Origin of the sequence: Kribbella sp. NPDC049584, assembly GCF_040675555.1 — a bacterium.
Taxonomy (GTDB): domain Bacteria; phylum Actinomycetota; class Actinomycetes; order Propionibacteriales; family Kribbellaceae; genus Kribbella.
Window position 1 is genome coordinate 182,544 of the sequence record NZ_JBFAPF010000003.1, and the last position, 12,506, is coordinate 195,049.

At 69.2% G+C, this 12,506-nt stretch carries 12 protein-coding genes; 6 read left to right on the forward strand and 6 right to left on the reverse strand.

Going from position 1 to position 12,506, the window contains the following annotated elements; genetic code table 11:
• Together AB0J62_RS12650 and AB0J62_RS12655 are read right to left on the reverse strand one after the other, a co-directional pair.
• The gene (locus AB0J62_RS12650; protein WP_363868334.1) at positions 1-744 is read right to left on the reverse strand and encodes an SDR family oxidoreductase; all 744 of its coding nucleotides are present in this window, start codon (positions 742-744) and stop codon (positions 1-3) included.
• Between the two features lie 23 nt (positions 745-767).
• Positions 768-1,559, reverse strand: a complete 792-nt coding sequence (locus tag AB0J62_RS12655; protein WP_363868337.1) for a GNAT family N-acetyltransferase — start codon at positions 1,557-1,559, stop codon at positions 768-770.
• 88 nt (positions 1,560-1,647) lie between these two features.
• Here AB0J62_RS12655 and AB0J62_RS12660 point away from each other — a divergent pair, with 88 nt between their 5' ends.
• Positions 1,648-2,451, forward strand: a complete 804-nt coding sequence (locus tag AB0J62_RS12660; RefSeq protein ID WP_363868340.1) for a metalloregulator ArsR/SmtB family transcription factor — start codon at positions 1,648-1,650, stop codon at positions 2,449-2,451.
• Between the two features lie 5 nt (positions 2,452-2,456).
• Here AB0J62_RS12660 and AB0J62_RS12665 read toward each other — a convergent pair whose 3' ends face one another.
• The 3 genes from AB0J62_RS12665 to AB0J62_RS12675 form a co-directional block, all read right to left on the reverse strand.
• Complete coding sequence (locus tag AB0J62_RS12665) at positions 2,457-4,595, reverse strand: DEAD/DEAH box helicase (protein ID WP_363868343.1); 2,139 nt, start codon at positions 4,593-4,595, stop codon at positions 2,457-2,459.
• A 64-nt stretch (positions 4,596-4,659) separates the two neighbouring features.
• Positions 4,660-5,154: a redox-sensitive transcriptional activator SoxR gene (gene soxR / locus AB0J62_RS12670; RefSeq protein ID WP_363868346.1), complete on the reverse strand. Its 495-nt coding sequence runs from the start codon at positions 5,152-5,154 to the stop codon at positions 4,660-4,662.
• 45 nt (positions 5,155-5,199) lie between these two features.
• Entirely contained in the window at positions 5,200-6,474 is a 1,275-nt protein-coding gene (locus tag AB0J62_RS12675) for an MFS transporter (protein WP_363868349.1), read from the reverse strand.
• A gap of 71 nt (positions 6,475-6,545) precedes the next feature.
• Between AB0J62_RS12675 and AB0J62_RS12680 the strand changes: the two genes are divergently transcribed.
• Positions 6,546-7,538, forward strand: a complete 993-nt coding sequence (locus tag AB0J62_RS12680) for a helix-turn-helix domain-containing protein (protein ID WP_363868352.1) — start codon at positions 6,546-6,548, stop codon at positions 7,536-7,538.
• Between the two features lie 3 nt (positions 7,539-7,541).
• Here AB0J62_RS12680 and AB0J62_RS12685 read toward each other — a convergent pair whose 3' ends face one another.
• Entirely contained in the window at positions 7,542-8,663 is a 1,122-nt protein-coding gene (locus AB0J62_RS12685; protein ID WP_363868355.1) for a Xaa-Pro peptidase family protein, read from the reverse strand.
• 46 nt (positions 8,664-8,709) lie between these two features.
• Here AB0J62_RS12685 and AB0J62_RS12690 point away from each other — a divergent pair, with 46 nt between their 5' ends.
• The 4 genes from AB0J62_RS12690 to AB0J62_RS12705 all read left to right on the forward strand — a co-directional run bounded on the left by AB0J62_RS12690 (position 8,710) and on the right by AB0J62_RS12705 (position 12,504).
• Positions 8,710-9,486: an alpha/beta hydrolase gene (locus tag AB0J62_RS12690; protein ID WP_363868359.1), complete on the forward strand. Its 777-nt coding sequence runs from the start codon at positions 8,710-8,712 to the stop codon at positions 9,484-9,486.
• A 39-nt stretch (positions 9,487-9,525) separates the two neighbouring features.
• Positions 9,526-10,404, forward strand: a complete 879-nt coding sequence (locus AB0J62_RS12695; RefSeq protein WP_363868362.1) for an SDR family NAD(P)-dependent oxidoreductase — start codon at positions 9,526-9,528, stop codon at positions 10,402-10,404.
• Positions 10,401-12,014 (forward strand): AMP-binding protein, encoded by a 1,614-nt coding sequence (locus AB0J62_RS12700; protein WP_363868365.1) that lies wholly within the window; start codon positions 10,401-10,403, stop codon positions 12,012-12,014. The genes AB0J62_RS12695 and AB0J62_RS12700 overlap by 4 nt, the downstream gene beginning before the upstream one ends.
• An 85-nt stretch (positions 12,015-12,099) precedes the next feature.
• Positions 12,100-12,504 carry a universal stress protein gene (locus AB0J62_RS12705; RefSeq protein ID WP_363868369.1) on the forward strand — a complete coding sequence of 135 codons (405 nt, stop codon included), beginning with the start codon at positions 12,100-12,102 and terminating at the stop codon, positions 12,502-12,504.
• The last annotated feature ends 2 nt before the right edge of the window (positions 12,505-12,506 follow it).

Sequence of the window (12,506 nt, forward strand, 5' to 3'; positions counted from 1 at the left end):
TCACCGGCCGCCGGAGACGTCGACCGTCGTCCCGGTCATGTACGACGCGCGATCCGAGGCGAGGAACGCGATCACCTCCGCGACCTCCTCGGCCTTGCCGGGACGGGCCAGCGGAGGCGTCGCACCGAGGCGATCCAGCCTGCCCGCCTCGTGAATGTCGGTCTCGATCAGTCCGGGGCGCACACCCAGCACCCGGATCCCTTCCTTCGCGACCTCGTTGCCCAGGCCCGTGGTCAGCGCGTCGACGGCAGCCTTGCTCGCGGCGTAGTCGACGTACTCGCCGGCCGATCCGAGGACCGCCGCGCGAGACGAGACGTTGACGATCACTCCCCCGGCGCCGCCGTACGCCGTGGACATCCGACGTACCGCCGCACCGGCCACGAGGAATGCGCTGATCGAGTTGATCCGGAACACCCGGTCGAGCCGGTCGACGTCGTACTCCGCGACGCGGCCGCCGGGCGAGACGACACCGGCATTGTTGATCACGGCACCGATCGGACCGAGCTCGGCGGTCACGGTGTCGAACAGGCGCTCGATCTGGTCCGGCTCGACGACATCAGCCTGTACGGCGATCGCGCGCCGGCCGAGCTCCTCGCACGCCTTCACCACGCGGGCCGCCTCGTCGGCCCGCGTCCGGTAGTTGACGCCGACGTCCCAGCCGTCCTTTGCGAGCGCGATCGAAGCGGCCGCGCCGATCCCGCGACTCCCACCCGTGACCAGCACTACCCCACTTCCGACAATCATGCGGCCTACTCTGTCACGCAGGGTCACGCAGGCGGAATTGCGAACCCCAGCTGGGTCTCGGTGTCGTTGAATCCGACCGAGCGGTAGATCCGGATCGCGAGGTAGTCCGGATCCGCGACCATCACCAGCGTCCGGGCGCCGGCCTCGGTCAGCCCGTACGTCGACGCGTGGTGGACGAGGGTGCTGGCCAGACCGCGACCGCGATCCTCGGGCGACGTCTGCACGTTCTGGAAACGCGCGACGCCCTTGCCGTCGAACATCAACCCGAGCGAACTCTGCAGCCGATCGCCTTCGAACGCGCCGAACCACTTGCCGTGGCCGGCATCGACCAGCTCTCGCTCCGTGGCCACCTTGCGCCGGGTGAAGTCCTCGTACGCGGCGTCGACCGTCATGCTCGCGGTGGCGAGGCTCTGATCGAACAGCTGCGCCCAGTCATCGTCGCTGTCCAGGAAGCGGTACGTCGACTCGGTGTTCGGCCGGGGCGGCGGGACGACCCGGTCGGCCGTCATCACGACGCTCCGGTCGACCTTGAGGCCGGCGGCGGTCACCTCGTCCTCCGCGCCGATCTCGCCGTCCACACTATCGATGCCGAGGGCAACGTGTTCCGCGGCCGGGAACTCGCGGCGGAAGTCGTCCAGGCGGATCTTCGCGTCGTCCGGCGCGAACGGTGTGCGGTACAGCAGGAAGTTGCCCCACCAGAAGCCGGGGTTGGCCGGCGTACGCACGACCACGTACTCACCGGTGTCGCGGAACGTGCTTCCGCCTAGCTCCAGCAGCAACAGGTCGGTGCGGTAACCGAGGCTAGTGATCTCCACACTTCCATCCTCACCGTCGCGTCAATCGAGTTCTCCTTGACATGCAGCCATCCGGCTGCCTATGTTTGTCATGCAGCCGAACGGCTGCATGACTATCGGAGGCGTGATGGACGACGAGGTGTTCCGTGCGCTGGCCGACCCGAGCCGGCGGCAGCTGCTCGACATGCTGAACGCCCGCAACGGCCAGACGCTGCGCGAGCTCTGCGCCGGGCTGGACATGGCGCGGCAGTCGGTGAGCAAGCACCTCACGATCCTCGAGACCGCGAATCTCGTCACCACCGTGTGGCGTGGACGCGAGAAGCTGCACTACCTCAACGCCGAGCCGATCAACGCGATCGCCGACCGCTGGATCACGCAGTACGACCGTAGGCGGGCGCAGCTGTTCGCCGATCTCAAGACGGCTTTGGAGGCCGAACCCACCATGAGCGACAACGACTTCGTCTACACGACCTACATCAAGACCACGCCGGAGCGGCTCTGGCAGGCGCTCACCGAGCCGAAGTTCACCGAGCAGTACTGGAACCTGTCCCACGAGACCGATTGGAAACCCGGCTCGGAGATGGTCTGGCACATGGGCGACGTGTCGATGGCCGGCCCGGGGCAGGTCGTGCTCGAGCACACGCCGTACACACGGTTGTCGTACGCCTGGCACCACATCACGCCGGACTTCGCGAAGGCCGTCGATCTACCGGCCGACGTGTACGAGAAGACCAGCCGCGAGCCGCTGTCCACGGCGACGTTCGAGCTGGAGCCGGTGGATGACAAGGTGAAGCTGACCGTGATCCACAGCGGCTTCGGGCCGGACAGTGTTCTGCGAACCATGATCCAAGAAGGATGGCCGGCGCTGCTGTCCGACCTGAAATCCCTTCTGGAACTGTCCCCTGTGCACTAGGAGCGCTACGGGCGCTTGTGAATGACCAGGGGTAGGACGGCGGTGGCACCGGCTTCTCGGAGTTTGGCCGTGGCCACCGTGACGGGCCACTGGGACGACGTGGCGTCGACGAGCAGGAGGATCATGCGGCCGGCGATTGCCTGGGCTGTGACGTCGTCGACCTGGAGGCCGTCTCGCCAGACTCTTGCCTCTTCGGCTGAGGAGAGGTCGTCGGTGTAGCCGGTGCGATCGACGGTCAGCTCGGCCCGGTCGAGGCGGCCGACGGTGGCCACGTGGTCGGCGATGGCCGAGGTGAGCTCCGGATGACCGCCGGCGGCCAGTGGTACGACGACCTCCGGGCGTCCCGACCACGAACCGCGCCACCGCGACAGCGCGGCCACTGCACCGGACTTCAGGGCCTCCAACGCGTCGGGCTCCGGCGAACCGCCGAATGCTCCCTGCAGAACCTCGCGCCACTCGGGGGCGTCGGCGTACACGATGATGCGGCCGGGCTCGGCCGACAGGCCGGGCGGGATCTTCCCGCGGGCGCCGAACGCACCGCCGGGCCACATCTTGCGCGGCTCGAGCACGTGGACCTCGCCGCGGAGCAAGCCGACGATGGTCGCCACCGTCTCCGGGTCGGGTCGCGACTCCAGCGGCGCCGGCAACTCCCCCAGACAGACCGAGCAGCGCCCGCACGGCTCCGCCGACGGGTCGTCCAGCGACTCCTGGAGAAGTTGCATCAAGCAACGATCACCGCGGGTGTACGCGCGCATGATGTCGGCCTCGCGCCGGCGCACCGACACGATCCCGTCGTAGTGCTCCGCGTCGAAGCTCCAGTCTGCCCCGGTCCGCACCCAGCCTCGCTCGACCCGGTCGACCGCTCCGTCCACGGCAAGCTGCTTCAACATCAACTCGACCCGCGTCCGACGCAGACCGGTCTCCGCCTCCAGCGCCGGCGCGGTCGCCGGCTCGTCCGGACCGTAGCCCTCCAACGCCCGCAGCAGGCGCTGCACGTTCTCCGGAACCGGGATCGTCGCCGTCGCGAAGTAGTCCCACACGCCCGAGTCAGCGTCCGACGGCAGCAACGCCACCACCGCATGATCGATCCCGCGCCCGGCACGACCGACCTGCTGGTAGTACGACACCGGCGACGGCGGTGATCCCACATGCACCACGAACCCGAGGTCGGGCTTGTCGTACCCCATCCCCAACGCGGACGTCGCGATCAGCGCCTTCAACTGATTCGCCCGCAGCGCGTCCTCGAGGCTCTCCCGCTCCCCGGCCTCCAGCTGACCCGTATACGCCGCGACCGGCACGTCCCGCCCGTGGACCTCTTGAATCACCGAGGCCAGCCGCTGCGCATCCGCGACGGTCAACGCGTAGACAATCCCGGACCCCGGAAGCTTCGGGAGCTGATCGACAACCCACGCGAATCGATCGAGCGGAGAGAGCTTGTCCACGACGGCAAGCTGCAGACTCGCCCGCGCGAGCGGCCCACGCAGTACGAGGGTCGACTCGCCCAGCTGCTTCGCCACATCCTCGGTCACCCGCGAGTTGGCCGTGGCTGTCGTCGCAAGCACCGGCGTCTTGGGGTTGAGCTGCTGCAGCACGTCGGACACCCGGCGATAGTCCGGCCGGAAGTCATGCCCCCAGTCCGACACCGCATGCGCCTCGTCGATGACCAGCAGCCCGACCTGCCCGGCCAGCCCGTCGAGCACCCGCCGCCCGAACCCCGGGTTGGCCAACCGCTCCGGCGACACCAGCAGGACGTCGATCGCGCCCGACCGCAGGTCGTGCTCGATGCCTGACCAGGCGTCGATGTTGTTCGAGTTCAGCGTCGCGGCGCGCAATCCGGCCCGGCTCGCGGCCGCGACCTGATCGCGCATCAGCGACAGCAGCGGTGAAACCACCAGCGTCGGCCCAGCGCCCTCCGACCGTCTGATCGCGGTCGCAGCCCAGTACACAGCTGACTTGCCCCAGCCGGTCGCCTGCACGACGAGCACCCGCGCCGCCGGCTCGCACAGCGCTGCGACCGCCGTCTCCTGATCGGCACGCAGGCGCGCGTCGTCACCGGCGATCGCCCGGATCACGTCACCGGCGACCTTCGCCCGCGCCTCGGTCAGGCTCGCACTGGAGTCGGGGTTCGCGTTGGTCTCAGCCATGCCGGAAACCCTAGACGCCCGCACCCCCAGTCCGCTGGCCGCGGCCCCGGAGCTGTGGATAACCTCAGGCGCACTTGTCTGGATTACACGACCCCGGATGACACGGCTCGCCGTCGTTGTCCATCAGCCGACGCGGTCCCGGCCCCTTCGCGGCCAAGGCGTCGTACGGGTTTGCCAGCGCACAGCGGTCGAGGGACAGGCAGCCGCAGCCGACACAGTCCTTGAAGTCGTCGCGGAGCTGCTCGAGATGCAGGATCCGGCGGTCGAGCTCGGCCTGCCAGCACTCCGAGATGCGCTCCCAGTCGGCCCGCGTCGGCGTCCGGTTCTCCGGCAGCAGCTTCAAGATCGCGGCGACCTCGGCCAGCGGTACGCCGACCCGCTGGGCGATCCGCACCAACGCCACCCGGCGCAAGGTGTCCCGCTTGTACCGGCGCTGGTTCCCCGACGTACGGCGGCTCAGGATCAAGCCCTGGCGTTCGTAGAAGTGCAGTGCGGAGATCGCCACGCCACTGCGTCGCGACAGCTGCCCGACCGTCAGCTCACCAGGCTCGATATCCATCGCCATCCTTCCAACCTCAACTTATATCGAGGCTAGCGGACAGGGTCAGGCGGTCACGAGCCGGCGTCCGATGCTCGCGGACATCAGCGCGGCCGCCGCGCAGAGCCCGCCGGCCAGGTACCAGGCCAGGTTGTAGCTGCCCTGCGCGTCCCGGATCGCACCGGCGCCGGTCGCCGCCAGCGCGGCGCCGACCTGGTGCGACGCGAACACCCAGCCGAACACGATCGGCCCGTCCTGCCCGAACCACTCACGGCACAGCGCGACGGTCGGCGGCACAGTGGCCACCCAGTCCAGCCCGTAGAAGATGATGAACACCCACGTGCTCGGCGCAGCGGTCGGTCCAAGCAGCGACGGCAGTACGAGCAGCGAGAGTCCCCGCAGCGAGTAGTAGGCGATCAGCAGGAACCGTGGATCCCACCGGTCGGTCAGATAGCCCGAGAAGATCGTCCCGCCGACATCGAACAGACCCACCAGCGCCAACAACGACGCAGCGGTCGTCGCGGGCATGCCGTGGTCGTGCGCTGCCGTGACGAAGTGCGTGCCGACCAGACCGTTCGTCGACGCGCCACAGATCGCGAATCCACCCGCGAGCAGCCAGAACGCAGGCCGCCGTACGGCCATCCCCAGCGCACGCACTGCTCGTACTGCGCTGCTGCCCGTCGTCTCGACCCGCTGGCCCGCAGTACTCCCCTCCGGAGCGCCGTACGCCCTCAGCCCGACGTCGCTCGGGTAGTCACGGAGGAACAGCAGCACCAGCGGTACGACGGCCAGCGCAGCGCCACCGGCCACCAGCGCAGGCACGCGCCAACCGTGGTGCGACGCCAGGGACGCGATCAGTGGCAGGAAGACCAGCTGGCCGGTCGCCCCGGCCGCCGTGAGGATCCCGGTGACCAGACCGCGGCGCTGGACGAACCAGCGCCCGGTGATCGTCGCCACGAACGTCATCGACATCGATCCGGTGCCTACACCGACCAGCAGTCCCCAGCAGAGCAGCAACTGCCACGCAGACGTCATGAAGACGGTCAGCCCGCTGCCCAGCGCGATCAGCACCAGCGCGCCGCTGACGACCTTGCGCAGCCCGAGCCGGTCCATCAGCGCCGCAGCGAACGGCGAGATGCCGCCGTACAGCAGCAGGTTGATCGAGACCGCCGACGAGATGGTCGCGTGCGACCACCCGAACTCCTCGTGCAGCGGATCGAGCAGCACACTGGGCACCGAACGGAACCCGGCCGCACCGATCAGGGTCACGAACCCCACTACGGCGACCGCCCAGGCGAGGTGCACCCGGGGAGCCTTCTTCGTCTCGAGAATCTGCGTCACCCGATCAAGGGTGCGGGTTCGACCGCGATCGAACTAGTGGCCAGATGGACAACATGTGTCAAAATATGGCCATGTCCAAACGGAGCCCTCGTCACCTGACCTCCGTGGGTCCGCACGTGGTCGCCGTCCTCGCCCTCGAGCCGGTCGTCGGGTTCGACCTGACCATCCCGCCGACCGTCCTGGGCGCGGCGACCAAGGCCGACGGCACGAAGCTGTACGACGTCCGCATCTGCGGCCTCGGCGGCCCGGTCCGGGCGGGAGCGGGCTTCAATCTCGTCCCGGACCACGGACCCGAAGCGCTGGCCGAGGCCGACACCGTGATCGTGCCCGGCACCTACATCCACCAGCCGCGGTACGACGGCACGCTACCCGACGACCTCGCCGCCGCGCTCGCGACGATCCGCCCGGGGACCCGGATCGCCTCGATCTGCACCGGAGCCTTCGTCCTCGGCGCGGCCGGCTACCTGGACGGCCGGCCCGCGACCACGCACTGGGAGCGGGCCGAGTTGTTCCGCAGCGTCTACCCGCAGGTGAAGCTCGACGAGGACAAGCTGTTCATCGACGACGGCGACATCCTCACGTCGGCCGGTCTGGCCGCGGGCGTCGACCTCTGCCTGCACCTGATCCGCCGGGACTTCGGCAGCGAGGTCGCGAATCGGGCTGCCCGGCACTGTGTCGTGCCGCCGTGGCGGGACGGCGGACAGTCGCAGTACATCGAGCGGGCCATTCCACAGGAGGGCAGCGAGGGTACGTCGCCGACGCGGGCGTGGGCGCTCGCACGACTCGGCGAGGAGATCAGCCTGGCCGCGATGGCGGCGTACGCGCAGATGAGCGTGCGCACGTTCAGCCGGCGCTTCAAGGCCGAGACCGGACAGTCACCCGGCACCTGGCTGCTGCAGCAGCGCGTGCGGCACGCCTGCAACCTGCTGGAGACGACCGACCTGTCGGTCGACCGTGTCGCCCACGAAGCAGGTCTCGGGACCGCCGCGTCGCTGCGCCACCACCTTCGCTCGGAGCTCGGAGTCTCGCCGCTCGCCTACCGCAAGACCTTCCGCGCCGGCTGAACCTCAGAGCACCACGAGGTCGTGCGGCTGGTTGTTCATCGACTCGCCACCGTCCGCGGTGACCACGACGATGTCCTCGATCCGCGCACCCCAGCGGCCCGGCTGATAGATGCCCGGCTCGACACTGAACGCCATCCCCGCCTCGAGCGGCAGGTCGTTACCCGCCACGATGTACGGCTCCTCGTGCACGTCCAGCCCGATCCCGTGCCCGGTCCGGTGGATGAAGTACTCACCGAAGCCCGCCGCCGCGATCACGTCCCGCGCGGCCGCGTCGATCGACTCCGCGGTCGCACCAGGCCGAACGGCGTCCACCGCGGCCTGCTGAGCCTGCTGCAGTACGGCGTACGTCGCGGTCACGTCGGCGTCCCGCGGTGCGCCGACGGCGTACGTGCGGGTCGAGTCGGAGTTGTAGCCCTCGGCAACTGGTCCGCCGATGTCGACGACCACCACGTCCCCGGACTCGATGACCCGCTCGGACAGCGCATGGTGCGGGCTGGCGCCGTTCGGACCGCTCGCGACGATCACGAAGTCCGCCTCGGTGTGGCCCTCCTCGACGATCGCAGCGGCGATGTCGGCGCCGACCTCCGCCTCCGTCCGCCCCGGCCGCAGCCACTCGCCGACGCGGGCATGAACCCGGTCGATCGCCGCGCCCGCCTTCCGCAAGGCCTCGATCTCGGCCGCGTCCTTGCGCATCCGCAACTCCCGGACGATCGGCCCGGCCAGCACCTGCTCGGCCTTCGGCAATGCGTCGCGGATCGCCAGCACATGCAGCGCCGGCGTGAAGTCGCTGACCGCGACCCGGTCAACACCACCGAGCCGCTCGGCCGCCAGGTTGTACGGATCCACACCGTCCACCCAAGTGATGACGTCGACCCCGAGCTCTTCCAAGCCGGTGAACCCCGGCGCCTCGAGCTTCGGCACGACGAGCGCCGGGGAACCGTCCGCAGGGATCAGCAGCGCGGTGAGCCGCTCGAACGAACCCCCCGGCTGACCGATCAAGTAGCGCAGATCCGAGCCCGGCGCGATCACCAGACCGGTGCCCGCCGCGGCCTCGCGGGCGCGATCGAGACGGGAACGAAGGACGGCGAAGTCGGGAATCGGGGGCAATGCTGAGCGACGGGCCATGGGGTCGACTCTAAAACCGTCCGGAGCGATTGCTAAAACCTCCTGCATGACTCTGCACCATGTGGCCTTCGGTGAGGGCGTTCCGGTTCTTGCGTTGCACGGCTGGACTCCCGACCACCGGCTGATGACCGGCTGCCTCGAACCGATCTTCAGCCAACTGACCGGATACCGGCGGCTCTACCCCGACCTGCCCGCGATGGGCCAGAGCCCGGCCGGAGACATCGACAGCTCCGACGGGATCATGGCCGCGGTCCGGGAGTTCATCGACGAGCAGATCGGTGACGAGCCGTTCCTGCTCATGGGCGAGTCGTACGGCGGATACCTGTCCCGCGGGCTGGTCGCCGAGCGCCCCGAGCAGATCCTGGGCATGGGCTTGATCTGCCCGACCGGCACGCTCTGGCACAAGGACCGGAAGGTGCCCGAACACGTCGTACTGCGGACCGAGCCGGGTGTGCTCGAATCGCTGACCGAGGGCGAAGACTTCACCGAGCTGGCGGTGGTCCAGACCGCGGCCGCGCTGGCCGCCTATCGCGCCGATGTCGCACCCGGTGTCGCGATCGCGGACCTGGCTGCCATGGACCGGATCCAGGAGAACTGGGCGCTGTCGACAGCTCCGGAGAGCGGGCCGGTCTACACCCGGCCGACGTTGGTGCTGTGCGGGCGGCAGGATGCGGTCACCGGGTACGAGGACTGGTACGAACTGCTCCCCCACTACCCGCGCGCGACGTTCGCCGTCCTCGATGTGGCCGGGCACAACTTGCAGATCGAGCAGCCTGAGTTGCTCGGCGCACTGGTACGGGAGTGGTTGCAAAGAATCGGTTAGGCCTCCCGCGCGTGGCTACCAGCGGGTAATGTCGGCCGCATGGTGACTGGGAAGCGTCCGTTCGGCTGGCCGTTGCTTGTCGCGCTGACCAACGGGCGGACCGGGATCTCCGACGAACGGTTGGCCGCTGCCGTGCGGGACAAGGTGATCCTGGTGACCGGCTCGTCGTACGGCATCGGCGAGGCGACCGCACGACGGTTGGCTGCGGCCGGAGCGACGGTGTTGCTCGTGGCGCGGACCAGGGAACAGTTGCAGGTCGTGGCCGACGAGATCCGGGCCGCGGGCGGGTCGGCGTACGTCTATCCGGCGAACCTTGCCGACCCTGCGGCGGTCGAGGAGCTCGTGCGGACGGTACTGGCCGAGCACGAGCGGGTCGACGTACTGGTAAGCAACGCGGGCAAGTCGATCAGGCGGTCGGTCGCGGATACGTATCAGCGGTTCCACGACATCGAGCGGACCAACGCGATCAACTACCTCGGCCCGGCGAAGCTCGTGCTCGAGTTGCTCCCGTCGATGCGTGAGCGCCGGTCGGGTCACATCGTGAACGTGTCGACGGCCGGGGTGCGGACTCCGCCGATGGCGCGGTGGTCGGCGTACCTGGCCTCGAAGAGTGCCTTTGACGTGTGGCTGCGCTGCGTGGCGCAAGAGGTGCGCGGGGACGGGGTGACGACGTCGACCGTGTACATGGGGCTCGTGCACACCCGGATGAGTGAGCCGACGCCCCTGCTCAACAAGATGCCGGGCCTCACGCCCGAGCAGGCCGCCGATCAGGTGTGTACGGCGGTGGCGGAGCGGCCGCACAACATCACCCCACCGTTCGTCCGGCCGGCCGATGCCGTGGGCAACTTGTTGCGGGTGCCGACGGACCGGCTCCTCGAGCAGTACTTCCGGCGTACCGGAGGCGGGAAGAAGCGATGAGAGCGATCCGCCCGATCGGGCCGATGCGTCCACCGGAGTGGCTGATCCAGGGGGCGGCCGAGGTCGGCGAGCTGTCGGTCGCGCTGATCCGGTCCGGGGTCTGGCGATCGGCCGGGCCGGCGCAGCTCGTGCGGATCGAGCGCGCGCTGCGGACCTGGGGGCAGTCGATGGCCGCGCTCGGGGTGATCGCGGCGATCCGGTATCCCGATCGCGCGGCGGTGATCTCGGGTGACCGCCGGCTCACGTACGCCGAGCTGGACCGCCGGTGCGAGCGGATCGCGGCCGGCCTCCACGCGCAATACGACATCGTTGCCGGGAGCAAGGTCGCCGTGCTCTGCCGAAACCACATCGGCTTCCTGGAGGCGACGCTAGCTGCGTCCCGGATCGGTGCCGACGTCCTCTTCGTCAACACCGAGTTCGCCCCGCCGCAACTCAAGTCGGTCCTGGGACGCCACCACCCGCACCTCCTCGTCCACGATCCGGAGTTCGCCGCTCCGGCCGAGCTCCCGGCCGTCCTGGCAAGCCCTGCCGGCCTGGACGAGCTCGCGGACAGCCGAGCCCCGAGTGCGCCAGCTCCTCCGACGCCCGGGCACATCACCATTCTCACGTCCGGGACGACGGGCACGCCGAAGGCGGCGCCGCGGGTGCCGACCGCGCTGGGATTGGCGGGGTTGACGGCCAGTGCGCTCAGTCGGTTCGGGGTGCGGTCCGGTGAGCCGGTGGTTATCGGGCCGCCGCTGTTTCACGGCCTCGGGTTGTTGACGTCGATGCTGGCGTTGTTTCTCGGGGCGCCGTTGGTGTTGCGGCCGCGGTTCGACGCCGCGACCTTGCTCGAGGATGTGCAAACGACTCGAGCGGGTGCGGTGGTCGCCGTGCCGGTGATGTTGCGGCGGTTGCTCGAGTTGGGGCCGGAGGCGATCGCGGAGTACGACCTGCGTTCGTTGCGGGCCGTGATCTCCGGGGCATCGCAGCTTGGTGTGCCACTGGCCGAGCGGTTCATCGAGCGGTTCGGTCCGGTGCTCTGTGACGCGTACGGGTCGAGCGAGGTCGGCATCGCCACGATCGCCAACTCCGCGGACCTGCTCGACGCGCCCGGCACGGTCGGTCGCCCATGCCTCGGGAGCTCGATCCGGATCCTCGACGACCAGGACCGCGAGGTGCCGACCGGCACGACCGGGCGAATCTTCGCAGGTGGCGGGCTGGTGTTCGGTGGGTACTCCGACGGATCGAGCAAGACCGTGGTCGACGGCCGGATGAGCACCGGCGATCTCGGCCATCTCGACAAGGCCGGCCGGTTGTTCGTCGACGGTCGCGAGGACGACATGATCGTCTCCGGCGGCGAGAACGTGTACCCGGTCGAGGTCGAGGAGTGCCTCGCGGCGTACCCCGCGGTCGCCGAGGCGGTCGTCACCGGCGTACCGGACGAGGATTTCGGTCAACGTCTCGTGGCGTACGTCGTACTGCGCGGGCCGGCGACCGAGGACGAACTGATCGCGCATGTGAAAGCGAGCCTTGCCCGCTACAAGACCCCGCGCCAGATCATCATCCTCGACGAGTTCCCGCGCAACGCCACCGGCAAGGTCCTGCGCAGCCAACTCACCCCGCCGTGAACAGACCGTAGAACCGCGTCCTTCTTTCTCATCTCCGCACGACACTTGTCCTGCGGTGGCGGCGATTGATGGGAGAGTGGGTGCTGTGAAGATTCTCGTCGGATACGTACCAACGCCCGAAGGTGAGGCGGCGCTGGCCGCTGCGGCGACCGAGGCCGAGCTGCGCGGCGCCTCGGTCCTGCTGCTGAACACCAGCCGTGGCGACTCCTACATCGACGCCCGCTACGCCAACGCCGACGAGATGGCTGCCGCCGAGGCCAAGCTGCGCGAGCAGGGCGTCGAGGTGACGATCCAGCAGGCGGTCACCGAAGGTGATGTGGCCGGCGCGCTGCTCAAGGCGGCCGCTGCGGAGGACGTCGGCCTGATCGTGCTCGGTCTCCGTCGCCGCTCCCCCGTCGGCAAGCTGATCCTCGGCAGCACCGCTCAGCGCGTTCTGCTCGAGTCGCCCGTCCCGGTTCTCGCCGTCAAGGTCCCGTCGCCGCACGACTGAGC